The sequence below is a fragment of the Polaromonas sp. genome (genome assembly GCF_029945895.1).
Lineage (GTDB): Bacteria > Pseudomonadota > Gammaproteobacteria > Burkholderiales > Burkholderiaceae_C > Polaromonas.
In genome coordinates, this window is sequence record NZ_JAQSDL010000043.1 from 213,501 (window position 1) to 237,690 (window position 24,190).

The following is a 24,190-nucleotide window of genomic DNA, read 5'->3' on the forward strand; positions in this document are numbered from 1 at the left end:
AAAACAACCACAAGGGTTGCAGCAAGACCCTAGTTCAACCGGACAACATGACCAAATGATGACAAGCGAACGCCCTCTTTCCAGCGCGCCCGGCCGGCGCAGCGGTGTGGCTGTGTGGAAGCAGATTGCCGACACACTGGGCACCGAAATCCGTGACCGCGCCTTCACGGCAACCGGACGCCTGCCCAGTGAAAACGAACTCTCCACACGTTTCGGCGTGAACCGCCACACGCTGCGTCAGGCAGTCGCGACGCTGCAGGTCGATGGTCTGGTGCGGATCGAACCGGGCCGCGGCACCTTTGTCCAGCACGAGCTGCTCGATTACGTGTTGTCGCGCCGTACGCGCTTCAGCGAAAACCTCCAGCGCCAGGGGCTGTTGCCGAGCAAACAGCTGCTTACCGCCCGGGAAATGCCCGCGCCCGAGCGTGCGGCGCAGGAACTCAGGCTGGACCGGGGCGGCAAGGTGCTGATGGTGGAAATGCTCGATGAGGCCAATGAACAGCCGATCGCGCTGGCCACGGCCTACTATCCCGCCGGGCGATTCGCGGGGCTGCTCGACATGCTGGGGCGCGGCACCTGCACCACCGACATCCTGCGGCACTTTGGTGTCGAAGACTACGTCCGCGCCGAAAGCCGCGTCACCACCCAGATGCCGTCTGCTGAAACCGCACGGCTGCTGAAGCAGGCGCTGACGCGGCCGGTGCTGTGTGTCGAATGCCTGGACGTCGACATGGCCGGCGTCCCGATCAAGTACGGAGAAACCGTGTTCTGTGGCGACCGGGTCCAGCTGGTGATCAATGCAGGAAATGAAACGGGAGCGGTCGCATGAGCGCGCGTTACGCCATTTATTTCGCCCCGGACCGGCATTCGCCATGGTGGACGTTTGGCGCGCACTGGCTGGGCCGCAACGAACACGACAACACAGCGCTGGCCCAACCCTTGCCGGAAGGATTGTCACCCGCGGAGTTTGCCGGCATCACCGCTGAGCCGCGGCGTTACGGGTTCCACGCCACCCTGAAAGCGCCGTTCCGGCTGTCTTCCGCGCACGACGAATCCGATCTGGTGGCGCGCCTCGGCAGGCTGGCACAGACACTGGCCCCCGTGCCGCTGGGCTCGCTGCATGTCGCAGCACTGGGCAACTTCTTGGCCCTCGTTCCGACAACTGAACCCGAGGGCCTGCAAGCGCTGGCCGCGGCCTGCGTGACCGGACTGGACGACTTGCGCGCCCCTCCCGAAGCGGGGGAACTGGCCCGCCGGCGCGCCGCCCCGCTGGATGCCCGCGAGACCGAGCTGCTGGACCGTTATGGCTACCCCTACGTGATGGACAGGTTTCGTCTGCATCTGACATTGACCGGCCCCGTCGATGCGCCCCTTGCACGGCAGGTCTGCCAGGCGGTCGCCGCAGACGTGGACCGCCTCAACACCCAGGCCCCCCTGGTGCTGGACCGGCTCTGCCTGTTCGTCGAACGAAGCCCGGGAACGCCGTTTCAGCGTGTCATGGATGTCAGGCTGGGGTCATGAGCGGCCTTTGGGTGTTTGTCTGCGGACCGTCCGGCTCCGGCAAGGACAGCGTGATGGATGCAGCACGCCGGTCGCTCGGCGCCCGGTCCGACATCGTGTTTGCGCGCCGCATGGTGACGCGCCCCATGCAGCCGGGCTCCGACCACGACCCGGTGACGGCGTCCAGGTTTGCGCAACTTCTGCAGTCGGACGGCCTCTGCTGGCACTGGCAGGCCCACGGGTTCTGCTATGGCATTGCCAGCTCTTACGCCGATGCAGTCAGGGCCGGATGCCTCGTGATCGTCAACGGCTCGCGTGCACATGTCAACAGTTTGCCGCTTTCACCTGATCTGCGGGTGGTCCGGATCAGCACCGACCCGGGCCGTCTGGCCGTCCGCCTGGCACAGCGGGGGCGCGACAGCGACGCGGCCGTTGCAGAGAGACTGGCGCGCAACGCTACTTTTTCCGGCATGGCCGCCGACTGCGTGATCGTCAACGATGGAGAGTTGCAAATTGCCGGCCAACGCCTGGCGGACTACCTGACCGCGTCAGCCAGGCCGGCAGAGGCGGCCTGTTCCAGAACATCGAGGTAGTGATCCCAGCCGGGCGGTGTCGCCGCCGGGTCCTTGGCGTGGTCGTCCCAGCGCCGCAGCGCCACCGCATCGGCGGCAAAGGCCTGTGCCATGAAGGTGGCGGCTTCCTCTCCGGAAAACGGGCCGCCCTGCAATGCGAGGCTGCGCTGCGACGCCGGTGACAGGCTGGCGTGGTAGGCGCTGTCCGCCTGACAAAGATACCGCTTGGCGTCCACATGCATGCGAATGGGTTCGAGCACAGCGTCCGTAAAAACACCACGCAAAAACGGCAGCGCCATGAACTGGTGCAGGTCATCAACGCCTGACTGCTTCGCCGGTTCCCGCTGGACAAGCAAATGACCGAGGTCGTGCAGCAGGGCGGCCGCCACCAGTTCGGAGGATGCGCCCGACCGCTTGGCCAGATGGGCACATTGCAGCGCATGCTGCAACTGGTTGATTGCCTCGCCGCCGTACTGCACGGCGCCCCGCTCCTGAAACAGCGCGGTGATCTCTTCAACTTTCAATGCCATGGCGGCTCCCAGGGCCTGTTCACTCCCTTGACGGAAGTGTGCACAGGCGTTAACTAAACCAGCGCTTTACGAATACGCGCCGAAATCAGGTCGATCACACTGACGGTGACCACGATGATGATCATCACGGCGCAGGTCTCTGCGTATTGAAAGCCGCGGATGATCTCCCACAACACCACACCGATGCCGCCGGCGCCCACCATGCCCACCACCGAAGCCGAGCGCACATTCGACTCAAAGCGGTACAGCGTGTAGGAGATCCACAACGGCAACACCTGCGGAATCACACCGTAGAAAATCTCCTCCAGCGCATGGGCACCGGTGGCGCGTATGCCTTCGACAGGTTGCGGATCAATCGACTCCACCGCTTCCGAAAACAGCTTGGCCAGAATGCCGGTGGTGTGAATCCACAGTGCCAGCACACCGGCAAACGGCCCCAGGCCCACAGCCACGATGAACAGCATGGCAAACACCATCTCGTTGATGGCGCGTGCCGCATCCATCAGCCGGCGCACCGGCTGACGCACCCAGAGCGGGGCAATGTTGGCCGAAGACAGCAGGGCCAGCGGCACCGCACAGACCACGGCCAGCGCCGTTCCCCACAGCGCGATCTGCACGGTGATCACCATCTCGGCGAGGTAGATGCGCCACTGGCTGAAGTCGGGCGGGAAGAAGCTGGCCGCGTATTCGGCCATGTTGCCCGAATCGCGCAGCAGATCCAGCGGGCGCATGTCGGCACCCTTCCAGGACAGGGCCAGCAGTGCAAGCAACACGCCCCAGGCCATCAGGCCCAGCAAACTGGCGCGCGGCACCTGCAGCGGCGCCGGCGGCACCGGGATGGATAGGTGGACTGGGGTCGTCACAGCCGGCCTCAGTTCCTGGACAGCTCGGCGAGCCGGCGGTCGATTTCCGCGACCTTGGCTTGCTTCTCCGTGGCCGGGAGCGTCGCATCGGCTTCGAACTTGTTGCGCTCCTTGAACAGCTCAAGCTGGCGGATCGGGATCAACTGGGCATTGGTAGAGGGTTTGAAAGCCGACAGCTTGGAGATCTTCATCAGCACATCCTTTTCCTGCTGGCCACCTTTGCCGTAGCTGTAGAAAAAGTCCTTGAGCTTCTGTTTTGTGGCTTCAGGCAGGTCCTTGCGCATCACCAGCGGGTCCAGCGGGATGAGGGGCGAAGTCCAGACCACGCGGATCTCCTTGAACTTCTCGGGCATGCGGTCCTTGATCTTGTCCAGCGCCTCACTGTTGGTCACGGCCACATCGACCTGCTTGTTGATGGCGGCCAGTGCATTGGTTTCGTGGTTGGCACTGCGGGTGACCCTGAAGGCCGTTTTTGCGTCGATCTTGTTTTTCGCAAAGACGTAGTAACCAGGGACCAGGAAGCCGGAGGTCGAGTTGGGATCCCCGTTGCCGAATGACAGGTTTTTGGCGTTCTGGAGCACATCGTCCAGCGTCTTGAGCGGGCTGTCCTTGTTCACCACAAAGTGAGAGTAGTAGCCCTGCGTGCCGTCCGCATTGACCATCTGGGCAAACACCTCGCCGCCGGCGCGGTCCACTGCCTCCATGGCCGACTTGTTGCCGTACCATGCCAGATGCACCTTGCCGAAGCGCATGCCTTCGATGATGCCGGCATAGTCCGGCGCGAAGAAAGCGTTGACCTTGTAACCGGTCCTTTTCGCCATGTCTTCCAGCAGGGGCTGCCAGTCCGACTTCAGGTTCTGCGACGACTCGGTCGAAATGATGCCGAAATTGATTTCCTTCAGGTCCTGGGCATGGACGGGCGCCAGGGCGACCAGCGCCGTGGCGGCCAGTCCGGTCAACAGTTTTTTGATCATGGTGATTTCCTTGGGAGGGTGGGTGAAAAGGATGAACTCAGGCAGCCTGCGCCATCGGTGTTGGCCAGGCGAGGTGGGGAACGGGTTTGACCTTGTCTTCCAGGCTGGAAATGGCATCGCCCAGGGACAGGATGTCGTCGGCTTCGGCGCCGTACAGGTCGCGCAACACGGCGGGCGTCAGACCGACCGAAGGGCCGTCGTACACCACCTTGCCCTGGTGCAGGGCGATGGTGCGGGCGCAGTACTTCATGGCCACATTGACCTGGTGCAACGACACCACCACGGTGCACCGGTCTTCGCGGTTCACGCGGGCCAGGATGTCCATGACCTTGCGCGAGGATTCCGGATCCAGCGAGGCAATCGGCTCGTCGGCCAGCACCACTTTGGCGCCCTGCACCATGGCCCGCGCAATCGCGGCACGCTGCTGCTGGCCGCCCGACAACGTGGACGCACGCTGTGCACAACATTCGGCAATACCGACGCGGCGCAAGGCTTCGATGCCCCTGGCCTTCTCTTCAGGCGTGAACCAGCGGATCAGGCTGCGCCACATCGGCACCTTGTGCAGGGTGCCGGCCAGCACGTTGACAATCACCGGCAAACGGCCGACCAGGTTGAACTGCTGGAAGACAAAACCAATGCCCGAGCGCACGGAACGGATGTTCGACGCGATTTTCCCGTTGCGCTGCACAGTCCTTCCGTGGATCACGATGGACCCTTCCCCGGATGCGTCGCCGGCCATCAGCCCGGCCATGTGCCGCAACAAGGTGGACTTGCCGGAGCCGGAAGCTCCGATCAGCGCAACCATTTCGCCGGGCGCAATACTCAGGTCGATCTGTTGCAGGGCCTTGCGGCCATTGCCAAATGTCTTGTTCAGGGTGTTGATCCGGATGGCAGCGTCCATGGTCTCTCCAAGTGGTGTTGCCGTTGAATCTAGGGTCGCAATGTGTCGGTTTCGTGTCAGCAGCCGCCAAAAACCTCGTTTCGGGGAGCGGGGCACAATAAGCCCATGCCTTACCTGCCCGCCTTCATCGCGCCCACCCGTTACACCGACCCAGCGGCCGCGCTGGCCCAGGTTCGCCTGATTTATGACCAGCAGATCACTCACCTGCGGGATGCCATGCACCGTTACGTGGCCGGCGAAACCCTGCCCGGCCACGTGCGAGCCTGTTACCCCTTTGTGCGGTTGCACACCGAAACCGTGGCCCGCGCGATTCTGGAGACCCCCGACATCTCCCAGCTCAGTTATGGGTTTGTCGCCGGACCCGGCCGTTTTGAAACCACGCTGACACGCCCCGACCTCTATGGAAACTACTTCCTGGAACAGTTCAGCCTGCTGATGCAGAACCATTCGGTGGAAATCGAGGTGGGCACCAGCACCCAGCCCATTCCCGTGCACTTCTCGTTTGCCGAACACGACCACATCGAAGGCAACCTGAGCGCCGACCGGCGCATGCTGATGCGCGACGTGTTCGACCTGCCCGACCTGGCTGCCATGGACGACGGCATCGCCAACGGCACCTACGAACCCCGGCCGGGCGAGCCGCAGCCACTGGCGCTGTTCACGGCGGCGCGTGTCGACTATTCGCTGCAGCGGCTGCGCCACTACACCGGCACCTCGCCTGACTGGTTCCAGAACTTCGTGCTGTACACCAACTACCAGTTCTACATCGACGAGTTCGTGCGCCTGGGCCACGCGGAGATGGCCAAACCCGACAGTGAGTACATCGCCTTCGTCGAGCCGGGCAACGTCGTGACCCGGCGCACCGGACTGCCGCCCCTTGCCGGCGACGAGCTGGGCATGGCGCCGCCGCGCCTGCCGCAGATGCCCGCCTACCACCTGATGCGCGCCGACCGCAGCGGCATCACCATGGTCAACATCGGCGTCGGGCCGGCCAATGCCAAAAACATCACCGACCACATTGCCGTGCTGCGCCCGCATGCCTGGATCATGCTCGGCCACTGCGCCGGCCTGCGCAACAGCCAGCAGCTCGGCGACTACGTGCTGGCGCACGGCTATGTGCGGGAGGACCATGTGCTGGACGAAGAGCTGCCGCTGTGGGTGCCGATCCCGGCGCTGGCCGAAATCCAGGTGGCGCTGGAGCGGGCGGTCAAGGACGTGACCCGGCTGGAAGGGCCGGACCTCAAGCGCATCATGCGCACCGGCACGGTGGCGTCCACCGATAACCGCAACTGGGAACTGCTGCCCGGCAACCAGCCGCAACGCCGTTTCAGCCAGAGCCGGGCGGTCGCGCTGGACATGGAAAGCGCCACGATTGCGGCCAACGGCTTTCGCTTCCGCGTGCCCTACGGCACCTTGCTGTGTGTCAGCGACAAGCCGCTGCACGGCGAGATCAAGCTGCCCGGCATGGCCAACCATTTCTACCGCGAGCGGGTCGACCAGCACCTGCGCATCGGCATGCGCGCCATCGAGCTGCTGCGCGAGCAGGGCAGCAGCCAGCTGCACAGCCGCAAGCTGCGCAGTTTTTCAGAGGTGGCGTTTCAGTAGATCAACGGTCATTCGCAAATGCTATCAACTTGGTAGCTGCTTGCGCTCGCTGCTAAAGGGCTGAAGGCTCAAATGGCTTTGTTTTTTTCGGAGCTTCCCAGTTCAGCACGCATCAACGGCAAGTGCTGCGGATACTCACGCTGCATGAAATCGACCAGTCCCTCGCGTACATGGCAGCGCAGATCCCAGTTGCGGCCGGAACTGGCCGAAGTCACCAGCAGGCGCAGTTGCATGGCCCCCTCCCCCGCTTCGGTCACCTGCAGCTTGCACAGGCGCTGGTCCCAGTCGGGTGAGGCTTCGCACAGACGCTGCGCTTCGGTGCGCAGGGGCGCCATCGGCATGCGGTAGTCCACCCACAGGAAAACCGTGCCGATGATGCTGGCGCTTTTGCGGGTCCAGTTCTGGAAAGGATGCTCGATGAACCACTGCAGGGGAATGATGAGCCGGCGCTCGTCCCAGATCTTGAGCACCACATAGGTCCCGGTGATTTCCTCGACGCGGCCCCACTCGCCCTCCACGATCAGGACGTCGTCAAGCCGGATGGGTTGCGCCAGCGCAATCTGCAGCCCGGCAATCAGGTTGCTGAAGATCGGCCGCGCGGCAATTCCGACCACCAGGCCCACCACGCCCGCCGACGCCAGCAGGCTGGTACCGAATTGCCGTGCTCCAGGGAAGGTCATCAGCATCAGGGCCAGCCCGGCCAGCAGGATGGTGAACATCGCGATTCGGGCCAGCATGCGGGTCTGGGTGTGAATGCGGCGCGCGTGCAGGTTGTCTTCGACATCGACCGGGTGCAGGCTGGTGACACCGTGCGCCACACCGCGAACGGCACGCAGGCCCAGCCAGGTCAATGCGGTGAGCAGCAGCAGGGCATTGGCGTGGCGCACGCCGCCCATCAGCGCAAGGTCCTCGGGCGCGCCCTGCCAGACAGCCTGCAGGGCGATCAGCGGCAGCAGCAGCTGGGCTGGCGCCCTGCAGTGACGGACCACCTCCGCAGCGACCGGCATGGAACGTGTCAGTCGCAGCAGCACGGCCAGGCCCACACGGTGCACCAGCAGGGCCAGCACCACGGCAATGCCCGCCACCAGAAGAAGCCGCAGCGACGAATCGTCCGCCCAGGCCAGCATTTCCATCAGTTCCGGGTATTTCACAGACGGTCTCGTCAAGCCATGCGGGGCTTGACCCGCGAAGCGGCCAGCTTGGCATGAGCCCGCGCTGTCTCCACATCGTCATCAAAGGCCAGAACGACGCCCATGCGGCGCTTGACAAAACTCTCCGGCTTGCCGAACAGGCGGATGTCCGTGTTGGGCACCCGCAAGGCGTCGGCCACACCGTCGAACACAATGCCCTGGGCATCCACGCCGCCGTAGATCACGGCACTGGCACCCGGGGTCTTGAGCGCGGTGTTGACCGGCAGGCCGAGGATGGCGCGGGCGTGCAGCTCGAACTCGTTTTGCCACTGCGTGCACATCGTCACCATGCCGGTGTCATGGGGCCTCGGGCTGACCTCGCTGAACCAGACCTCGTCGCCCTTGACAAACAGCTCGACGCCAAACAGGCCCAGGCCGCCCGGCTTGCCGTCATGGCCCAGCCCCAGGTTGTCGGTCACCGCCTTGCAGATGTCGCGGCTTTTCTGCAGGGCCACGGAGGCCATGGGCTGTGGCTGCCAGCTTTCCACATAGTCGCCGCTGACCTGTACATGGCCGATGGGCTCGCAGAAATGGGTTTCGATGTTTCCATTCGCGCCCATCGCACGCACCGTGAGCTGGGTGATCTCGTAGTCGAAGTCGATAAAACCTTCGACAATCACCCGGCCATGACTGACGCGGCCGCCGGCCATGGCGTGGTCCCAGGCGGTCTTGACGTCGGCGGGGCCGGAAATCTTGCTCTGGCCCTTGCCGGAAGAACTCATCACCGGCTTCACGACGCAGGGGTAACCGATCTTCGTGTCGATGGCCGCCTGTAACTCGGCCAGTGAATCGCAGAACACGTACGGGCTGGTCGGCAGGCCCAGGGTTTCAGCGGCGAGCCGGCGAATACCCTCGCGGTCCATGGTCAGCCGGGCGGCACGCGCGGTCGGCACCACACGCACCACACCGGCGGCTTCGAGTTCTTCCAGCATGGGCGTGGCAATCGCCTCGATTTCAGGAACCACCAGGTGCGGCATTTCCTTTTCTATCAATGCCTTGAGCTGGGCCGGGTCGCTCATGGTGATGGTGCGAGCATGGTGCGCGACCTGCTGGCCCGGGGCGTTGTCATACCGGTCGGTGGCGATGGTCTCCACGCCCAGGCGCTGCAGCGCGATCAGCACCTCCTTGCCAAGCTCGCCAGAGCCGAGCAGCATGACTTTGGTTGCGTGGGGGGACAGGGGGGTACCGAAGGTGGTCATGGGAAGTGCAGAAGGTAGAGGGGTAGGAGGCCAGGTTGCCATGCAAACGCGCCGGGGAGCGAAGCGCTGTAACCAACACTTTACTTCACCCGGAAAAACGCCCTGCTCCGGGTACGGTCCGCCTCGGCAGATGGCCCTACGAAATACGGACGAGCAGGTTCTGGATGAAAATCGTTCGCATTGACGCCCCTTCTTCAGAAAGCCTTTCTTGACCCATCCCATTTCACCCCTCACACGCGCACAGGAAGAGTCCAGCCCTGCGCCTGTTCGCAAACGCCGTCCGCCGCGCCGCGTGGAAGTCAGCCGCATCACCGTCCTGAGCCCGGCCATGCGCCGCATCACGCTCAAGGGCGCAGAGCTCGAGGGCTTCGCCCCGGCCGGACCCGCCAGCTATATCAAGCTCATCTTCCCGGAGCCGGGGCAAACCGAGCCGACCCGACCTTTGCCGGACGGCCCGCGCGCCGTATCCATGCGCACCTACACGCCGCTGGCGGTGCGGCCGGAGGCGCTGGAAGTTGATGTCGATTTTGTGCTGCATGGCGAAGGCCCGGCGTCGACCTGGGCAGCCCAGGCCACCGTCGGCCAGGTGCTGTTCCTGATGGGGCCCGGACCCGGTTATGCCGTGGACACCGCCGCCACGCAGCACCTGCTGATCGCGGACGACAGCGCGCTGCCGGCGGTCGAGACCATACTGGCCGCGCTGCCCGCCAGCGCCCGCGCACAAGTGCTGCTGGAAGTCATCAGTGATGCCGAGCAGCGGCCGCTGCACAGTGCGGCGCCGCTGGACGTGGTCTGGCTGGCGCGCGGCACCGACCACCGGGCGGCCGGACAAGCCCTGGAAAAGGCGCTGCATGCGGTTGCGCCGATAGGGCCCGGCACCCGTGTTTACCTGGCCTGTGAGGCCGCTGCGATGCGTCGCGTTCGCCAGTTGCTGATCACGGATCTGGGCGTGAACCGCAACCACATCGTGGGCCGGGGCTACTGGAAACTGGACGTGGTCAACCACCCCGACCACGACTACGGCGACGACGCCTGAGTCCAGGCCCTCCAGGCTGCCGCACAACGCGGCAGAAGCCCGCTGTCGATAGGCAACAATAGCCGCATGAATTCTCCCCTTCTCCAGATCCGGGGCCTGACCAAACACTACGGCAGCGCCGTGGTGGTCAATGACCTGTCCTTCGAGATTGCGCCCGGTGAATGTCTGGGCGTGATCGGGCCCAACGGCGCCGGAAAAACCACCACCCTCCGCATGTGTCTGGGCCTGACAGCGCCGGACAGCGGCGACATCACCTATTTTGCGGGCGCTCAGGACCGCGGTTTGCGCATGCCCGGCGACGCGCTGGCCATCAAGGCCAGGCTGGGCGTGGTCAGCCAGTTCGATACGCTGGACCCGGACTTCAGCTGCGCTGAAAACCTGCAGGTCTATGGCCGCTATTTCGGCATGAAAGCGGCGCAGGTGCGCGCCCGTGTGCCGGCGCTGCTGGAATTTGCCTCGTTGTCACACAAGGCGACCAGCAAGCCCGGCGAACTGTCGGGCGGCATGAAGCGGCGCCTGAGCCTGGCGCGCGCCCTCGTCAACGACCCGAGCCTGCTGCTGCTCGACGAACCCACCACCGGGCTGGACCCGCAGGCACGGCACCTGATGTGGGAGCGGCTGCAACTGTTGCTGCACCAGGGAAAGTCGATTCTGCTGACCACCCACTTCATGGACGAGGCCGAGCGCCTGTGCTCGCGCCTGCTGGTGCTGGACCACGGCAAAAAAATCGCCGAAGGCAAGCCGCGCGAGCTGATCGCACAGCATCTGGAACCCGACGTGGTCGAGGTGTATGGGGTCGGCGCGCTGGAGCTGGCCCGGTCGCCCGGCCATGCCGGGCTGCGCGCGCTGGCCGCACGGGTGGAAGTCAGCGGCGAAACCGTGTTTTTCTATACCCAGGATGCGCGCCCGCTGCTGGACAGCCTGGCGGCCCACGGCAGTTTGCGCACCCTGCATCGACCCGCCAACCTGGAGGACCTGTTCCTCAAACTGACCGGCCGCCAGATCAGGGAGGAAGGATGACTCCCCCCCGTAGCGGCCTGCGAAAAGCCCGGCACCCCTGCCGGAGGCAGGGGCCCTTCAGAGCGTCCAAGCCTGCGCAGGCAGACTTGGAGCCGCGCTCCTCAGCCCCTCGAGGGGGCGCCACCTGCGGCTTGGCAAAGCCGGTTCCGCGATGGCCCTGGAACAGACATCCATGAAAACCTCTTCTCCCTCCTCTCCTCCTTCCATATGGCGCGCGCCGGACCTGTCGGCGCGCTGGTGGCCCGTCTTCATGCGCAACCTGCTGGTCTGGCGCAAGCTGGCCATTCCCAGCCTGGTCGGCAACATAGCCGAGCCGCTGATGTGGCTGGTGGCTTTTGGCTACGGCATGGGCGCACTGGTGGGCGAAATCAACGTGGGCGGCGACGGCGCGGTCAAGGTGCCTTACATCCTGTTCCTGGCCAGTGGCTCGATCTGCATGAGCGCCATGAACGCCGCCAGCTTCGAGGCGCTGTATTCCGCGTTCTCCCGCATGCATGTGCAGAAAACCTGGGACGGCATCATGAATGCCCCCATCAGCCTGGACAGCGTGCTGCTGGCCGAAATGCTCTGGGCCGCCTTCAAGGCGCTGTTCACCGTGACCGCCATCCTCGGCGTGATGCTGGCCCTGGGCATCAGCCACAGCCCCAAGCTGCTGCTGGCCTGGCCGATCCTGCTGCTGGTCGGCATGATGTTTTCTTGCATTGCGCTGATCTTCAACGCGCTGGCCAAGGGCTACGACTTCTTCACCTACTATTTCACGCTGGTGCTGACACCCATGATGTTCCTGAGCGGCATCTTTTTCCCGCGTGAGCAGTTGCCGCCCCTGGTGCGAATCATCTCCGACTGGCTGCCGCTGACCAACGCGGTGGAGATCATCCGCCCGATGTTCATGGACCAGTGGCCGGCGTCGCCGTGGCGCCACGGGCTGGTGCTGGTGGGTTACACCTTGGCGGGTTTCTGGGTGGCGCTGGCGCTGACACGCCGGCGGTTCCGGGCATGAGAGCGCACTTTCACCCCAACTATTGATCGTTTTCGGCCTTCAGCCCTGATCCGACGGTCGCTATCAGCTATTGAATTCATAGCAAGTCGTTGACCCGTCAGGCTGTTCAGCTTGCGCGGGCTAACGCCTAACCGCCGGTCGGCAGTGCAAAACGCGCCGTGAGTTCACCCAGGTTCAGTTCTGCCAGCACCTCTTGCAGCCGCGCCTGCGCCTGACGGGTTTTCGCGCCGTTTGGCGATGGCGGCCGGCTGGCAATGATGAGCTCGTTTTTCATCGAATGCTCCCAGCCCACCAGCTCGGTCACCGTGACGTCGTAGCCATGGGCTTCGAGTTGCAGGCAGCGCAGCACATTGGTGATCTGGCTGCCGAATTCACGCGTGTGCAACGGGTGCCGCCAGAGTTCGGCCAGCGGGGTTTTTGACAGGCTCAGCGCCTTGTTCTTGCGCAGCACACCGGCCACCTCGGCCTGGCAGCAGGGCACCAGCACCATGTGGCGCACATGTTTGTGCAGGCCGAAGGCAATGGCGTCGTCGGTGGCGGTATCGCAGGCATGCAGGGCGGTGACGATATCCACCTGCGCCGGCAACTGCTCCGATGTGGTGGCCTGCTGCACCGACAGGTTGAGAAAGGTCATGCGCTCAAAACCCAGACGCTGCGCCAGCGCACGCGACTTGTCGACAAGTTCGGCGCGGGTTTCGATGCCGTAAATATGCCCGCCGGTTTTCCCGCCCGGGTGCGCCACATTGAAAAACAGGTCGTAAAGAATGAAGCCGAGGTAAGACTTGCCGGCGCCGTGGTCGGCCAGCGTGAACGGCCGGCCGCTGGCCGAAACTTCCTCCAGCAGCGGCGCGATGAACTGGTAAAGGTGGTAGACCTGCTTGAGCTTGCGTCGCGTGTCCTGGTTGAGCTTGCCCTCGCGGGTCAGGATGTGCAGCTCCTTGAGCAGCTCGATGGACTGGCCGGGCCGGAGCTCTTCGATCACCTGCGCGATTTGGGCGGGGGGTGCGAGGCGGGCGGGCTTGCCGGAACCGGCGGAACGGGAATGTTGCATGGCCCCAGTTTAGTAGCCGGCACGCAGCACCGGCGGAACCGCTACAAAATCCTTGCGGCACCCGTTCATCGTTTTATATTGCACACAATTTAATTGTTCGCTATAATTCAGGCATGACAAGCAAAACCATCTCCGCCGACGCCATGCTGCGGCTGGACAACCAGCTCTGTTTTGCGCTGTATTCCACCTCGCTGGCCATGACCAAGCTGTACAAGCCGCTGCTCGACGAACTGGGGCTGACCTACCCTCAGTACCTGGCCATGCTGGTGCTGTGGGAAAAGGACGGCCTCACGGTGAGCGAGCTCAGCGAGCGCCTGTTCCTGGATTCAGGCACGCTGACCCCCCTGCTCAAGCGCCTGGAGGCGTCCGGACTCGTGTCTCGCCTGCGCGATGTCCAAGACGAGCGCCGCGTCCACATCACCCTGACCACTGCGGGCCGCAAGCTCAAGAGCCGGGCTGCCGGCATTCCGGGCTGCGTCCTGAGCGCCACCCAGTGCTCGATTCCCGAACTGGTGACGCTGACGCAGCAGGTGCAGGCCCTGCGCCAGCGACTGGTGGCATAAACCCTTCATTTTTCAACCCGCTTCACCCCTGAAGCATTTTTTCAAGGAAATCACCATGGCAACCCAACTCGAAAAAGTCCTTTACACCGCCCACGCCTACACCACCGGCGGCCGTGACGGCAAGTCCAAAACCGACGACGGCCGCCTGGACGTCACGCTGAGCTCGCCCGGCACCGCCGGCACCGGCACCAACCCCGAGCAGCTGTTTGCAGCCGGTTACTCCGCCTGTTTCATCGGCGCCATGAAGGCCGTGGCCGGCATGAAAAAGATCGCGCTGCCCGACGACCTGAGCATTGACGCCAGCGTGGACCTGGGCAAGATCCCCGCCGGTTACGGCATCGCTGTCCGCCTGGACATCAGCTTGCCCGGCATGGACCGCGCCGCTGCCCAGGCGCTGATCGACGCCGCCCACCAGGTCTGCCCCTACTCGAACGCCACCCGCGGCAACATCGAAGTAACTATCACCCTGGTCTGAGCCAAGCGATGAACAGGCGTCTGATTCCCCACGCCGCCGTTGCCCTGGTGGCGATTGAACATGTCTATATCCTGATTCTGGAAATGTTCTTCTGGAACAAACCACTCGGGATGAAAACCTTCAATCTCACGCAGGAGTTTGCCGATGCGAGCCAGGCCCTGGCGGCCAACCAGGGGCTGTACAACGGCTTTCTCGCGGCGGGCCTTTTCTTCGGGCTGTTCACGGGCAACCGCACGTTCAAGCTTTTCTTCCTGGCGTGCGTGATCGTGGCTGGCGTCTTTGGGGCAGCCACGGCCGCACCGAAGATCTTCTTTACCCAGGCCCTGCCTGCGATCATCGCGCTGGTATTGGTCCTGTGGCTGGACAGGCCTGCGGCCAGAAATTAGGCGCCCCTGTCGCCAAAGCGGCCCGCCGGTCTTGAACCGGCGGGCTTTTTCGCTTAAGTTGCCGACATGAGCACCACCACCTTTCTTGTTCGCAAAAACGATCTGGCCAACACGCGGCTGGCAACGGCACAAGACACGCCACTGGCCGATGGCCAGGTGCGTGTGCGGGTCGAAGCCTTTGCACTGACGTCCAACAACATCACTTACGCCGCCTTTGGCGACGCGATGAACTACTGGCAGTTCTTCCCCACCGGCGAAGAAGGCTGGGGCACCATCCCGGTCTGGGGTTTTGGCAGTGTGGTGCAGTCGCTGCACCCGGGTGTGGCGGTGGGCGAGCGGCTGTACGGCTACTACCCCATGGCCTCGGCCACCGTGCTCACGCCCGCGCGCCTGAACACCGCCGGTTTTCACGACGGCGCGCCGCACCGGCGCGAACTGCACCCTGTCTACAACCAGTATCTGCGCTGCAGTGCCGACCCGTTTTACACACCCGAGACCGAAGACATCCAGGCCTTGCTGCGGCCGCTGTTCATCACCTCCTTCCTGATTGACGACTTTCTGGCCGACAACGATTTTTTCGGCGCCCGGACCATGCTGCTGTCCAGCGCATCGAGCAAGACCGCTTACGGCACAGCCTTCCAGCTGGCCCAGCGCCCCGGTATCGAAGTCATCGGCCTGACCTCCCCGGGCAATGTCGCCTTTTGCGAAAGCCTGGGTTGCTACAGCCGGGTGCTGACGTATGAGCAGCTCGACCAGATTTCTGCCGATGCGCCGTGCATTTACGTGGACTTTGCCGGCAACGCCGGGCTGCGCCTTGCCATCCACAGCCGCTTTGCGAACCTGAAGTACAGCTGCTCCATAGGCGGCACCCATGTGGCCGAGCTTGGCGGCGCCCGGGATCTGCCGGGTCCGCGCGCCACCCTGTTTTTTGCGCCGGCGCAGATCAAGAAGCGCAGCGCCGACTGGGGCGCGGAGGGTCTGGGCCAGCGCCTGGTGCAGGCGTGGCAGACGTTCAGCCAGCGCGCGACACAATCACCCTCGCCCTGGCTGATCACACAGCACCACCAGGGCGCGGCCGCCGTCGCCGCGGCCTACCAGCAGGTGCTGGCCGGCCAGGGCGACCCGCACATCGGGCATATCCTGACGCTCTGACGCGTCCGGGGGCAAGGTCAGGTCGCTATTATTTCAATAGCTGCTTGCGCATACCCATCAAGGGCTGGAGCCACTTTTTACTTGAAATTTCGGGGCAGATCCGGATTACAACGACAATGGGGGCATGACCGAACAACCCCTGGCCGCGCCGACCCCGGAGGCCGTCCATGCCTACGAAAAACTCACGCCCGACGTGGTGCTGGACGCGCTGGCCAGCGTGGGTCTGTATGGCGACGGCCGGCTGATGGCGCTGTCCAGCTACGAAAACCGCGTCTACCAGGTCCACCTGGAAGCGCCGGCGGGCACGGGCTCTGCGGCGGGTGACATCGTGGTCGTCAAGTTCTACCGGCCCGGGCGCTGGAGCGACCCGCAGATTCTCGAAGAACATGAATTTGCCGCCGAACTGATGGCGGCGGAAATTCCCGTCGTGGGCGCCCTGGCGCTGGGCGGAAGCACCCTGCACCACTTCAACGGCTTCAGCTTCAGCGTCTCGCCGCGCCGCGGCGGCCGGCGGCCCGAGCTGGAGGATTTCAGCGTGCTCGAATGGATTGGCCGCTTCCTGGCGCGCATCCACACGGTCGGCAGCGCCACGCCCTTCAAACACCGGCCCGCGCTGACCCTGCAGACCTTTGGTTTGGCCAGCCGCGACCTGCTGCTGGCGGGCAACCACCTGCCGCTGGACATGGAATCGCGCTGGCTCAAGGCCTTTGAAGAAGCCATGAACGTGGCACAAGCGGTTTTTGAAAGCGTAGGAGACATCCGCACACTGCGCCTGCACGGCGACTGCCACCCCGGCAACATCCTGTGGACGCCCGAGGGCCTGGAAGGCGCCGGCCCGCACTTTGTCGACCTCGACGACGCACGCAGCGGCCCGGCGGTGCAGGACTTGTGGATGTTGCTCTCCGGGGAGCGCGCGCAGTGTCTGCAGCAACTCGGCGCCCTGGTGGATGGGTACGAGGAATTCCGCGAGTTCGATCGCCGCGAGCTGGCGCTGATCGAGCCGCTGCGCACCCTGCGCCTGGTGCACTACAGCGCCTGGCTGGCCCAGCGCTGGCACGACCCGATCTTCCCGATCAACTTCCCCTGGTTCGGCTCCAGCGACTACTGGAAAGGCCAGGTCAACATGCTGGAAGAACAGACGGAAGCCATGCAGGAAGCGCCGCTGGTGGCGTAATAATTTTCCAGATCCATTTTCGGGAGAAACCATGTCCGCCGAATCCTCTGCCCACACCATTCGCCGCCTGAAAACCGTCACCGACAGCCAGTTGCAGTCGCTGGCCAGGCTGCTGATCGATTGTGTGGAAGGTGGCGCCTCCGTGAGTTTCATGCATCCCCTGCCCATGTCCAGGGCTCTGGCCTTCTGGCGCGGTGTGGCGGACAGCGCAGCCCGGAGTGAACGGGCGCTGCTGGTGGCCGAAGATGGCGCAGGCATCGTGGGTACCGTGCAGGTGGTGCTGGATCAGCCCGAGAATCAACCGCACCGCGCCGACGTGGCAAAAATGCTGGTGCATCGCCGGGCGCGGCGCCAGGGTCTGGGTGAAGCACTGATGCAGGCTGCCGAGCAGGTGGCGCGCGAATATGGCAAAACCCTGCTGGTGCTGGACACTGCCAGCGATGATGCCGAGCGACTCTATGCGCGGCTGGGCTGGCAACGCTGCGGGGTGATTCCGGGTTACGCGCTTTTCCCGAACGGCGAGCCGTGCGATACGACTTACTTCTACCGCTCGCTCAACCACTGAATTCGGCCCATCGCTGCCCATGCCAGAGAGCAAAACGGAATCCGCCCCAGACCGACCACTCTGGAAGACCTTTCTGGTTTTCCTCAGCCCGCTGATCCTGACCAACATGCTGAACGCCCTGTCGGGCACGCTCAACAACATTTATGTGGGGCAGATGCTGGGTGTCGGTGCACTGGCGGCCGTCGCCAGTTTCTTCCCCCTGCTGCTGTTTTTCATTTCCTTCGTGATCGGCCTGGGTGCAGGCGCATCCGTTCTGACCGGCCAAGCCTGGGGCGCCAGGGATGTCGACAAGGTGCGTGCCATTGCCGGCACGGTACTTTGCGCAGGCTTTTTGCTTGGCGTGGTGGTCGGGCTGTGCGGCATGCTGCTGGCCGAGCCCATCATGCGCCTGCTGGGCACGCCGGCGGATGTGCTGCCCCAGGCCATCGCCTATGCCCGGGTGATGATGGCTGCCTTGCCGCTGATGTTTGTCTCCATGCTGACAGCAGCGGTGCTCCGCGGCGTGGGCGATACCGTCACCCCCCTGTTGTCGCTGGCGGTCTCCTCGAGCATCATTCTCATGCTGACCCCGGCCCTGATCCAGGGATGGTTCGGCCTGCCGGCACTGGGCGTGACCGGCGGTGCCTGGGCCACGCTGGTGTCGATGGCGCTGGCCCTGCTCTGGGTGGCCTGGTACCTGAAGCGGCGCGGCCGGACCATTGCACCGGACAAGGATTTCTGGCGGCATGTGCGTCTTCAAAGGAAATTCCTGAAGCCCGTCGTCCGGCTGGGCTTTCCCACCGGGCTGTTCTTCATCACCGGCTCAGTGGCAGACCTCGCCCTGTTGCGCCTGGTCAACGGCTATGGCTCCCATGCCACGGCCGCCTGGGGAGCCGTCAGCCAGGTCATGGCCTATGTCCAGTTTCCCGCCATGTCGATCGCGATTGCGGCGTCGGTGCTGGCGGCGCAGGCCATCGGTGCGGGACGGCTGCACCAGATCGACAGCGTGACCCGCGTCGGGCTGGGCATGAACATCGCCATCACCGGCGGTCTGGCAGTGGGCGTGCTGGTGTTTGCGAGGACCATCGTCGGGCTGTTCATCACCGACCCGGCGGTGGTCACCCTGGCGGCCGGGCTGCTGCACATCACCGTGTGGGCCAGCCTGATTTTCGGCCTGGCCAGTGTGTTCACGTCCGTCATGCGCGCCAGCGGCACGGTGCTGGTGCCCACGCTCATCTCGCTGGGCTGCCTGAGCCTGTTGCTGTTCCCGCTGGGCTGGGCGTTCAGCCAGACTTTCGGGCTGCGCGGCATCTGGATGAGTTACCCAGCCACCTACGCGGTAGCACTGCTGCTGCAGACGGCCTACTTCTTCGTGGTGTGGAAGAAGAAATCGATTCGAAAAATGGTGTGAGCTGTCCGCCGCGGCGCTAACGGATGCGCGGCGGCGCCTGCAACTGCCCGGGCGTGGTGAAGTAGGCGGCGGTGCTGCCCGCGCGCGCCTTCGCCTGCGCCAGTTCGTGCCGAGCCACGGTGCGCAAATGCACCTCGTCGGGCCCGTCCATCAGGTGCAGGGCCCGGCCCCAGGTCCAGAAATAGGCCAGCGGGGTATCGGGTGACAGGCCCATGGCACCGAAGGCCTGCATGGCACGGTCTACCACCCGCGTCTGCAGCCGCGCTGCCACCACCTTGATCGCAGCCACGCGTGCGCGCAGTTGCGCCGCGTCATCCTTGCCTTCGTCAAGCGCCCAGGCCGCGTGAAGAATCAGCAGGCGCGCCTGGTCGATCTCGATGCGCGACTCGGCCATCCACTCCTGCACGTTGGAAAAATCCGAAAGGTATTTCCCGAAGGCCTGGCGCTCCAGCGTGCGCTCCGTGGCCAGCTCCAGTGCCAGCTCGCACTGGCCGATGGTGCGCATGCAGTGGTGCACCCGCCCGGGCCCGAGCCGTGCCTGCGCCATGGCAAAACCCTCGCCCCAGCCGCCCAGCAGGTGGTCCAGTGGTACGCGCACGTCGCGCAGCAGAATTTCACAATGCCCTTCAGGCGCATGGTGGTGAACCACGGAAATATTGCGCAACACCTGTAGACCCGGCGTGTTCATGGGCACCAGCACCATGCTGTGCCGGTGGTGCGCGCCGGCCGGCTCACCCTCGCCTTGCGCTTCGTCATTACGGCACATGACGACCAGCAACCGGCAGTTCGGGTGCGCAGCACCCGTGATGAACCACTTGCGGCCGTTGAGTACCAGTTGGCCACCCTCGCGCCGCACGGTGGTCTGCAGATTGGTCGGGTCGGACGAAGCCACGTCGGGCTCGGACATCGCAAAGGCAGACCGGATGCGGCCCTCCAGCAGCGGCCTCAGCCACTGAGCGCGCTGGCCGGGCGTGGCAAAGCGGTGCAGCAGTTCCATGTTGCCGGTGTCGGGGGCGCTGCAATTGAACACCTCCGCGGCCCAGGGCAGTCGGCCCATGGTCTCCGCCAGTGGCGCATAGTCAAGGTGGCCCAGGCGCGTGCCGGGCTCGTCCTCCTGCAGGCCGGGCAAAAACAGGTTCCACAAGCCCGCCTCGCGTGCCAGAGCCTTGAGGCCTTCGAGAAAAAGCGGCGGATAAATCCCCTCCTGCACCGAGCGATGCCAGGCTGCGTTGTAGGGCAGCAGGTATTGCTGCATGAAGGCTTCGAGCTGTTGACGCAGCGCCAGCGCCCTGGGAGAGTGATTGAAGTCCATGAGGCATTGTGCGATTCGGGTCATCCGCTGTCAGAACGCAGGCGACACCGCGCCCTTCACAGCCCCAGGGACTGAAAGATCCCGTCCATGCGCGCCTGCACCGCCGGGTCCATGACGATGGGACGACCCCATTCGCGCTGGGTTTCGCCGGGCCATTTGTTCGTCGCGTCCAGTCCCATCTTGCTGCCCAGACCGCTCACTGGCGAGGCGAAGTCCAGGTAGTCGATAGGGGTGTTTTCTATCAACATGGTGTCGCGCGCCGGGTCCATGCGGGTGGTCAGGGCCCAGACCACCTCGCGCCAGTCGCGCACATCCACGTCATCGTCCACCACGACCACCAACTTGGTGTACATGAACTGGCGCAAATGGCTCCACACGCCCATCATCACGCGCCGTGCGTGGCCAGGGTAGGCCTTCTTGATGCGCACCAGGGCCATGCGGTAGCTGCAGCCTTCCGGCGGCAGGTAGAAGTCGGTGATTTCGGGAAACTGTCTCTGCAGCAGGGGAATGAACAGCTCGTTCAGGGCCATGCCGAGCACGGCAGGCTCGTCCGGTGGTTTGCCGGTGTAGGTGGAGTGGTAAATCGGGTCGCGCCGCAAGGTGATGCGGTCCACCGTGAACACCGGAAACGAGGCCTGCTCGTTGTAATACCCCGTGTGGTCGCCGAAGGGGCCTTCCAGCGCGTGCTGGTAGCCGGTGGCGTGGCCGGCATCCGGATAGATGTGGCCCTCGAGCACGATCTCGGCGGTGGCCGGAACACGCAAACCGCTGCCCAGCGCCTGCACGACGTCGGTGCGTGCGCCGCGCAGCAGGCCGGCGAACTGGTACTCGGACAGGCTGTCGGGGACCGGGGTCACCGCGCCGAGGATGGTGGCCGGATCAGCTCCCAGGGCAACGGCCACGGGATAAGGCTGGCCCGGGTTCGCCGCCCCATGGTCGCGAAAATCGAGTGCGCCGCCGCGGTGCGCCAGCCAGCGCATGATGAGCTGGTTGCGTGAGAGCACCTGCTGGCGGTAAATGCCCAGGTTCTGCCGTGGCTTGTGCGGCCCCTGGGTGATCACCAGGCCCCAGGTGATCAGGGGTGCGATGTCGCCGGGCCAACAGTGTTGCACCGGCAGGCGCGCCAGATCGACATCAGCACCTTCCCAGACCACATCCTGGCAGGGCGCTGAACGCAATTCACGCGGCGCCATGTGCCACAGGGTTTTGAGCAGCCCGCCCAGGCCGAGCATGTCTTTCAGCCCTTTGGGCGCCTCAGGCTCCTTGAGGGCGGCAAGCACCTCGCCAAAGGAACGCAGCGCGCGCAGGTCGCTCACACCCATGGCGCGCGCCACACGCGCAGGCGTGCCGAACAGGTTGGCCAGCACCGGCATGTGATGTCCGGTGGGTTGTTCGAACAACAGGGCCGGTCCGCCAGCGCGCAGGACGCGGTCGCACAGTACCGTCATTTCCAGGTGCGGCGACACTGGCTCGGCCACGCGGCGCAGGTCGCCTGTCTGCTCGAGCTGGGCCATGAAATCGCGCAGGTCGCGGTAGCGCATGGGTCAGGTTCCGGCCGTGGCCGGAGACCGTCCGTCCCAGCGCGGGGCCAGGTCGTGCGGCAGGTCCAGCAGGTCCAGCACACGCGCCACGCTGCCGTCCACCAACTCCGCCACCGACTGCGGGCGCTGGTAGAACGCCGGCATGGGCGGACAGATAATGGCGCCCATTTCGGTCGCGCTGACCATGTTGCGCAGGTGACCCAGGTGCAGCGGTGATTCGCGCACCATCAGCACCAGCCGTCGGCGCTCCTTTAGCACCACATCGGCGGCGCGCGTGATGAGGTTGTCCGCCAGCCCGTGCGCCACGGCGGCCAGCGTACGCATTGAACACGGCGCCACCACCATGGCACTGCATAAAAAAGAGCCGCTGGCAATGGAGGCGCCCACATCGTACGCATCGTGCACCTGGTCGGCCAGGGCTTCGACGGCGACGCGGTTCATGCCCTGTTCCTGGTCGAGGTTGCGCCAGCCCGCGTCGGACACCACCAGGTGGGCTTCGATCTCCGCCATGGCATGAAGCACCTGCAGCAGGCGCGTGCCGTACACCGCGCCGCTGGCCCCGGAAATCGCCACAATGATCCGGCGGGGTGAAAGTGCGCGGTCACCGGGGGTCATGCTCGCCCGTTCCTGTGGCGGCAGCCCCGCTACCGGGAGGGGCCGCACGCAGCGGCGCCGCCAGCAGGTCGGCCGCCACCCGCTCGAGCACCAGCGCCGCCTGCGCGGGATCGAAGTCCTCATGCGTGCGTTTTTTGACACCGTATTGCTGAAGCGGGTAATGCCGGTCAGCCGTGATGCCATGGCGCGCCAGCACACTTTTCACGCAGGCCAGCGGGCAGCCGTCGAGTGCGATGACGGGCCGCCCGGATCGCACGATTTTCATCAGATGCGGCACGTCGCCACCCACCCCGGCAATGCAGGACATCTCGGCGACGCCGCGCCTGTCCAGCTGCAGCGCCACCTGGTTGGCCAGCTGCGCGGCGCTGGAGCATCCCGAACAGGAATAGACCAGCGGCAAACTGCGCCTATCCTCAGTCATGGTTTTTTCCTGCATGCTGACGCGGGCCGACACCGGCCGACCGTTGCCGTGGCCCCAGGCGTGCCAGCAGCTGGAGCGGCGCCCACTGCTGCAGGTCGAGCACCGGCAACTCCAGGGCATCGAGCGCGTTCTTGACGACCAGGCCCAGTTCGGTGTCGCCCTCCATGGCAAGGCGGCGGCTGAAAAAGAGCGTGTCCGGGTCTTCCTGGCGCTGCGCCAGGCGCATGAAATCGTGGGCGCTGGCACTGATAGCCAGGTCGGTGATCTGCTGCCGGGGACAGGCGGCAAAGCGCTGCCCTGTCCAGGAAAAATCAAACGTCAGGCGCGCGTCACGCACGTGGATGCGAAGCTTCTTGTGCAGCAGCAGGCGGCCCACATCGGCCGGCAGCTGGTGCGCCAGGCCCAGGTTCAGCGCGCTCACCAGGAGAACCGAGCCGGGATAAGCCGGCAGGCGCTGCAGCAGCGAACCGAGGGCTGGCGGCAAAACAAGGGGAGGAGATGAGGAAAGGGGTTTCATGGTGGTCCGCAGAGTCAGGCCACATACAGCAGCACGGTGATGAAGTGGCAGATGCTGCCGCCCAGCACAAACAGGTGCCACCAGCCGTGGCCGTGGCGCAGCTTGTGGTCAGTGGCGTAAAAACCAATGCCTATGGTGTAGCAAGCGCCGCCCGCGGCCAGCCAGGCAAAGCCCGAAGGCGTCAGGGCGGTCCACAAGGGCGACACCGCCACCAGCGCCAGCCAGCCCATCAGCACATAGATGACCAGGGACAGCACACGCGCGCCCTTGGCCAGCCAGATTTCCTGCACGATGCCCAGCAGCGCCAGGCTCCACACCACGCCCAGCAAGGACCAGCCCCAGGCGCCGCGCAGCGACACCAGCGCAAATGGCGTGTAGCTGCCTGCAATCAGCAGGTAGATCGAGCAGTGGTCAAACTTGCGCAGCACGTTTTTGGCGCGGCCGCGCACGCTGTGATACAGCGTGGAAAAAACGTACAGCGCGACGAGCATGGCACCGTAGATGCTGAAGCTCACAATTTTCCAGGGGTCACCCACGAAGCCGGCGGGCACGATCAGTGCGGCCGAACCCGCCACCGCCAATCCGGCACCGACGAGGTGGCTGATGCTGTTGAAACGTTCACCGTGGTACATCGTTGT

At 64.7% G+C, this 24,190-nt stretch carries 27 protein-coding genes; 14 read left to right on the forward strand and 13 right to left on the reverse strand.

The features are described from left to right. Positions 1-55 precede the first annotated feature (55 nt). The 3 genes from phnF to PSV33_RS06325 are packed head-to-tail and all read left to right on the forward strand — an operon-like array spanning position 56 to position 2,093. The gene (phnF, locus tag PSV33_RS06315) at positions 56-829 is read left to right on the forward strand and encodes a phosphonate metabolism transcriptional regulator PhnF (protein ID WP_300559930.1); all 774 of its coding nucleotides are present in this window, start codon (positions 56-58) and stop codon (positions 827-829) included. Next, positions 826-1,521, forward strand: coding sequence for a DUF1045 domain-containing protein (locus PSV33_RS06320; protein WP_300559932.1), 696 nt, complete (start codon positions 826-828; stop codon positions 1,519-1,521). The genes phnF and PSV33_RS06320 overlap by 4 nt, the downstream gene beginning before the upstream one ends. Then, positions 1,518-2,093 (forward strand): phosphonate metabolism protein/1,5-bisphosphokinase (PRPP-forming) PhnN, encoded by a 576-nt coding sequence (locus tag PSV33_RS06325; RefSeq protein ID WP_300559934.1) that lies wholly within the window; start codon positions 1,518-1,520, stop codon positions 2,091-2,093. The genes PSV33_RS06320 and PSV33_RS06325 overlap by 4 nt, the downstream gene beginning before the upstream one ends. Here PSV33_RS06325 and PSV33_RS06330 read toward each other — a convergent pair. The 4 genes from PSV33_RS06330 to phnC are packed head-to-tail and all read right to left on the reverse strand — an operon-like array spanning position 2,036 to position 5,340. Continuing rightward, positions 2,036-2,602 (reverse strand): phosphonate degradation HD-domain oxygenase, encoded by a 567-nt coding sequence (locus PSV33_RS06330; RefSeq protein WP_300559935.1) that lies wholly within the window; start codon positions 2,600-2,602, stop codon positions 2,036-2,038. The genes PSV33_RS06325 and PSV33_RS06330 overlap by 58 nt on opposite strands. Before the next feature lie 53 nt (positions 2,603-2,655). Next, positions 2,656-3,465 carry a phosphonate ABC transporter, permease protein PhnE gene (gene phnE / locus PSV33_RS06335; protein ID WP_300559936.1) on the reverse strand — a complete coding sequence of 270 codons (810 nt, stop codon included), beginning with the start codon at positions 3,463-3,465 and terminating at the stop codon, positions 2,656-2,658. An 8-nt stretch (positions 3,466-3,473) separates the two neighbouring features. Then, positions 3,474-4,439: a phosphonate ABC transporter substrate-binding protein gene (gene phnD / locus PSV33_RS06340; protein ID WP_300559938.1), complete on the reverse strand. Its 966-nt coding sequence runs from the start codon at positions 4,437-4,439 to the stop codon at positions 3,474-3,476. A gap of 37 nt (positions 4,440-4,476) precedes the next feature. Next, positions 4,477-5,340, reverse strand: coding sequence for a phosphonate ABC transporter ATP-binding protein (gene phnC, locus PSV33_RS06345; protein ID WP_300559940.1), 864 nt, complete (start codon positions 5,338-5,340; stop codon positions 4,477-4,479). Between the two features lie 105 nt (positions 5,341-5,445). On the opposite strand from phnC, the gene PSV33_RS06350 reads away from it, so the two are divergent. Then, entirely contained in the window at positions 5,446-6,945 is a 1,500-nt protein-coding gene (locus tag PSV33_RS06350; protein WP_300559942.1) for an AMP nucleosidase, read from the forward strand. Positions 6,946-7,013: 68 nt separating this feature from the next. Here PSV33_RS06350 and PSV33_RS06355 read toward each other — a convergent pair whose 3' ends face one another. Beyond that, positions 7,014-8,078 (reverse strand): mechanosensitive ion channel domain-containing protein, encoded by a 1,065-nt coding sequence (locus PSV33_RS06355; protein ID WP_300560047.1) that lies wholly within the window; start codon positions 8,076-8,078, stop codon positions 7,014-7,016. A gap of 29 nt (positions 8,079-8,107) precedes the next feature. Then, on the reverse strand, positions 8,108-9,334 hold the full coding sequence (gene purT / locus PSV33_RS06360; protein ID WP_300559944.1) for a formate-dependent phosphoribosylglycinamide formyltransferase: 1,227 nt from the start codon (positions 9,332-9,334) through the stop codon (positions 8,108-8,110). Positions 9,335-9,542: 208 nt separating this feature from the next. Between purT and PSV33_RS06365 the strand changes: the two genes are divergently transcribed. From PSV33_RS06365 to PSV33_RS06375, 3 genes are all read left to right on the forward strand, one after another. Continuing rightward, the gene (locus PSV33_RS06365) at positions 9,543-10,370 is read left to right on the forward strand and encodes a siderophore-interacting protein (protein WP_300559946.1); all 828 of its coding nucleotides are present in this window, start codon (positions 9,543-9,545) and stop codon (positions 10,368-10,370) included. A 66-nt stretch (positions 10,371-10,436) separates the two neighbouring features. Continuing rightward, a complete protein-coding gene (locus PSV33_RS06370) occupies positions 10,437-11,390 on the forward strand; it encodes an ATP-binding cassette domain-containing protein (protein WP_300559948.1) in 954 nt (317 codons plus the stop codon). A 172-nt stretch (positions 11,391-11,562) separates the two neighbouring features. Then, entirely contained in the window at positions 11,563-12,390 is an 828-nt protein-coding gene (locus PSV33_RS06375) for an ABC transporter permease (protein ID WP_300559950.1), read from the forward strand. Between the two features lie 127 nt (positions 12,391-12,517). Here PSV33_RS06375 and PSV33_RS06380 read toward each other — a convergent pair whose 3' ends face one another. Beyond that, entirely contained in the window at positions 12,518-13,441 is a 924-nt protein-coding gene (locus PSV33_RS06380; RefSeq protein WP_300559952.1) for an SAM-dependent methyltransferase, read from the reverse strand. Positions 13,442-13,554: 113 nt separating this feature from the next. Between PSV33_RS06380 and PSV33_RS06385 the strand changes: the two genes are divergently transcribed. The 7 genes from PSV33_RS06385 (at position 13,555) to PSV33_RS06415 (ending at position 19,146) form a co-directional block, all read left to right on the forward strand. Then, entirely contained in the window at positions 13,555-14,004 is a 450-nt protein-coding gene (locus PSV33_RS06385; protein ID WP_300559953.1) for a MarR family transcriptional regulator, read from the forward strand. Between the two features lie 55 nt (positions 14,005-14,059). Beyond that, a complete protein-coding gene (locus PSV33_RS06390) occupies positions 14,060-14,479 on the forward strand; it encodes an organic hydroperoxide resistance protein (protein ID WP_300559954.1) in 420 nt (139 codons plus the stop codon). Between the two features lie 8 nt (positions 14,480-14,487). Continuing rightward, entirely contained in the window at positions 14,488-14,865 is a 378-nt protein-coding gene (locus PSV33_RS06395) for a DUF1304 domain-containing protein (protein ID WP_300559955.1), read from the forward strand. 66 nt (positions 14,866-14,931) lie between these two features. Beyond that, the gene (locus tag PSV33_RS06400; RefSeq protein WP_300559956.1) at positions 14,932-16,017 is read left to right on the forward strand and encodes a DUF2855 family protein; all 1,086 of its coding nucleotides are present in this window, start codon (positions 14,932-14,934) and stop codon (positions 16,015-16,017) included. 124 nt (positions 16,018-16,141) lie between these two features. Then, entirely contained in the window at positions 16,142-17,191 is a 1,050-nt protein-coding gene (locus tag PSV33_RS06405; RefSeq protein WP_300559957.1) for a serine/threonine protein kinase, read from the forward strand. Positions 17,192-17,222: 31 nt separating this feature from the next. Then, complete coding sequence (locus tag PSV33_RS06410; RefSeq protein WP_300559958.1) at positions 17,223-17,756, forward strand: GNAT family N-acetyltransferase; 534 nt, start codon at positions 17,223-17,225, stop codon at positions 17,754-17,756. 19 nt (positions 17,757-17,775) lie between these two features. Beyond that, positions 17,776-19,146: an MATE family efflux transporter gene (locus PSV33_RS06415; protein ID WP_300559959.1), complete on the forward strand. Its 1,371-nt coding sequence runs from the start codon at positions 17,776-17,778 to the stop codon at positions 19,144-19,146. Positions 19,147-19,162: 16 nt separating this feature from the next. Here the strand turns inward: PSV33_RS06415 and PSV33_RS06420 are convergent, their stop codons facing one another. Genes PSV33_RS06420 through PSV33_RS06445 form a run of 6 tightly spaced genes read right to left on the reverse strand, consistent with a single transcriptional unit; the run spans position 19,163 to position 24,184 of the window. Next, positions 19,163-20,458 carry an acyl-CoA dehydrogenase family protein gene (locus tag PSV33_RS06420; RefSeq protein WP_300559960.1) on the reverse strand — a complete coding sequence of 432 codons (1,296 nt, stop codon included), beginning with the start codon at positions 20,456-20,458 and terminating at the stop codon, positions 19,163-19,165. Positions 20,459-20,514: 56 nt separating this feature from the next. Further along, entirely contained in the window at positions 20,515-21,999 is a 1,485-nt protein-coding gene (gene ubiD, locus PSV33_RS06425) for a 4-hydroxy-3-polyprenylbenzoate decarboxylase (RefSeq protein ID WP_300559961.1), read from the reverse strand. A gap of 3 nt (positions 22,000-22,002) precedes the next feature. Further along, positions 22,003-22,614 carry a UbiX family flavin prenyltransferase gene (locus tag PSV33_RS06430; RefSeq protein ID WP_300559962.1) on the reverse strand — a complete coding sequence of 204 codons (612 nt, stop codon included), beginning with the start codon at positions 22,612-22,614 and terminating at the stop codon, positions 22,003-22,005. Continuing rightward, on the reverse strand, positions 22,601-23,035 hold the full coding sequence (locus tag PSV33_RS06435; protein WP_300559963.1) for a putative zinc-binding protein: 435 nt from the start codon (positions 23,033-23,035) through the stop codon (positions 22,601-22,603). Before PSV33_RS06435 ends, PSV33_RS06430 begins: the two co-directional genes overlap by 14 nt. After that, the gene (locus PSV33_RS06440) at positions 23,028-23,552 is read right to left on the reverse strand and encodes an SCP2 sterol-binding domain-containing protein (protein ID WP_300559964.1); all 525 of its coding nucleotides are present in this window, start codon (positions 23,550-23,552) and stop codon (positions 23,028-23,030) included. Before PSV33_RS06440 ends, PSV33_RS06435 begins: the two co-directional genes overlap by 8 nt. Positions 23,553-23,566: 14 nt before the next feature. Next, the gene (locus PSV33_RS06445; RefSeq protein ID WP_300559965.1) at positions 23,567-24,184 is read right to left on the reverse strand and encodes a hemolysin III family protein; all 618 of its coding nucleotides are present in this window, start codon (positions 24,182-24,184) and stop codon (positions 23,567-23,569) included. Positions 24,185-24,190 lie beyond the last annotated feature (6 nt).

Bases quoted from the DNA above. Each gene is read 5' to 3' on its own strand.
- phnF (WP_300559930.1), top strand. From the start codon at position 56: ATGATGACAAGCGAACGCCCTCTTTCCAGCGCGCCCGGCCGGCGCAGC.
- PSV33_RS06320 (WP_300559932.1), top strand. From the start codon at position 826: ATGAGCGCGCGTTACGCCATTTATTTCGCCCCGGACCGGCATTCGCCA.
- PSV33_RS06325 (WP_300559934.1), top strand. From the start codon at position 1,518: ATGAGCGGCCTTTGGGTGTTTGTCTGCGGACCGTCCGGCTCCGGCAAG.
- PSV33_RS06330 (WP_300559935.1), bottom strand. From the start codon at position 2,602: ATGGCATTGAAAGTTGAAGAGATCACCGCGCTGTTTCAGGAGCGGGGC.
- phnD (WP_300559938.1), bottom strand. From the start codon at position 4,439: ATGATCAAAAAACTGTTGACCGGACTGGCCGCCACGGCGCTGGTCGCC.
- phnC (WP_300559940.1), bottom strand. From the start codon at position 5,340: ATGGACGCTGCCATCCGGATCAACACCCTGAACAAGACATTTGGCAAT.
- PSV33_RS06350 (WP_300559942.1), top strand. From the start codon at position 5,446: ATGCCTTACCTGCCCGCCTTCATCGCGCCCACCCGTTACACCGACCCA.
- PSV33_RS06355 (WP_300560047.1), bottom strand. From the start codon at position 8,078: ATGGAAATGCTGGCCTGGGCGGACGATTCGTCGCTGCGGCTTCTTCTG.
- purT (WP_300559944.1), bottom strand. From the start codon at position 9,334: ATGACCACCTTCGGTACCCCCCTGTCCCCCCACGCAACCAAAGTCATG.
- PSV33_RS06370 (WP_300559948.1), top strand. From the start codon at position 10,437: ATGAATTCTCCCCTTCTCCAGATCCGGGGCCTGACCAAACACTACGGC.
- PSV33_RS06375 (WP_300559950.1), top strand. From the start codon at position 11,563: ATGAAAACCTCTTCTCCCTCCTCTCCTCCTTCCATATGGCGCGCGCCG.
- PSV33_RS06380 (WP_300559952.1), bottom strand. From the start codon at position 13,441: ATGCAACATTCCCGTTCCGCCGGTTCCGGCAAGCCCGCCCGCCTCGCA.
- PSV33_RS06385 (WP_300559953.1), top strand. From the start codon at position 13,555: ATGACAAGCAAAACCATCTCCGCCGACGCCATGCTGCGGCTGGACAAC.
- PSV33_RS06390 (WP_300559954.1), top strand. From the start codon at position 14,060: ATGGCAACCCAACTCGAAAAAGTCCTTTACACCGCCCACGCCTACACC.
- PSV33_RS06395 (WP_300559955.1), top strand. From the start codon at position 14,488: ATGAACAGGCGTCTGATTCCCCACGCCGCCGTTGCCCTGGTGGCGATT.
- PSV33_RS06400 (WP_300559956.1), top strand. From the start codon at position 14,932: ATGAGCACCACCACCTTTCTTGTTCGCAAAAACGATCTGGCCAACACG.
- PSV33_RS06405 (WP_300559957.1), top strand. From the start codon at position 16,142: ATGACCGAACAACCCCTGGCCGCGCCGACCCCGGAGGCCGTCCATGCC.
- PSV33_RS06410 (WP_300559958.1), top strand. From the start codon at position 17,223: ATGTCCGCCGAATCCTCTGCCCACACCATTCGCCGCCTGAAAACCGTC.
- PSV33_RS06415 (WP_300559959.1), top strand. From the start codon at position 17,776: ATGCCAGAGAGCAAAACGGAATCCGCCCCAGACCGACCACTCTGGAAG.
- PSV33_RS06420 (WP_300559960.1), bottom strand. From the start codon at position 20,458: ATGGACTTCAATCACTCTCCCAGGGCGCTGGCGCTGCGTCAACAGCTC.
- ubiD (WP_300559961.1), bottom strand. From the start codon at position 21,999: ATGCGCTACCGCGACCTGCGCGATTTCATGGCCCAGCTCGAGCAGACA.
- PSV33_RS06430 (WP_300559962.1), bottom strand. From the start codon at position 22,614: ATGACCCCCGGTGACCGCGCACTTTCACCCCGCCGGATCATTGTGGCG.
- PSV33_RS06435 (WP_300559963.1), bottom strand. From the start codon at position 23,035: ATGACTGAGGATAGGCGCAGTTTGCCGCTGGTCTATTCCTGTTCGGGA.
- PSV33_RS06440 (WP_300559964.1), bottom strand. From the start codon at position 23,552: ATGAAACCCCTTTCCTCATCTCCTCCCCTTGTTTTGCCGCCAGCCCTC.
- PSV33_RS06445 (WP_300559965.1), bottom strand. From the start codon at position 24,184: ATGTACCACGGTGAACGTTTCAACAGCATCAGCCACCTCGTCGGTGCC.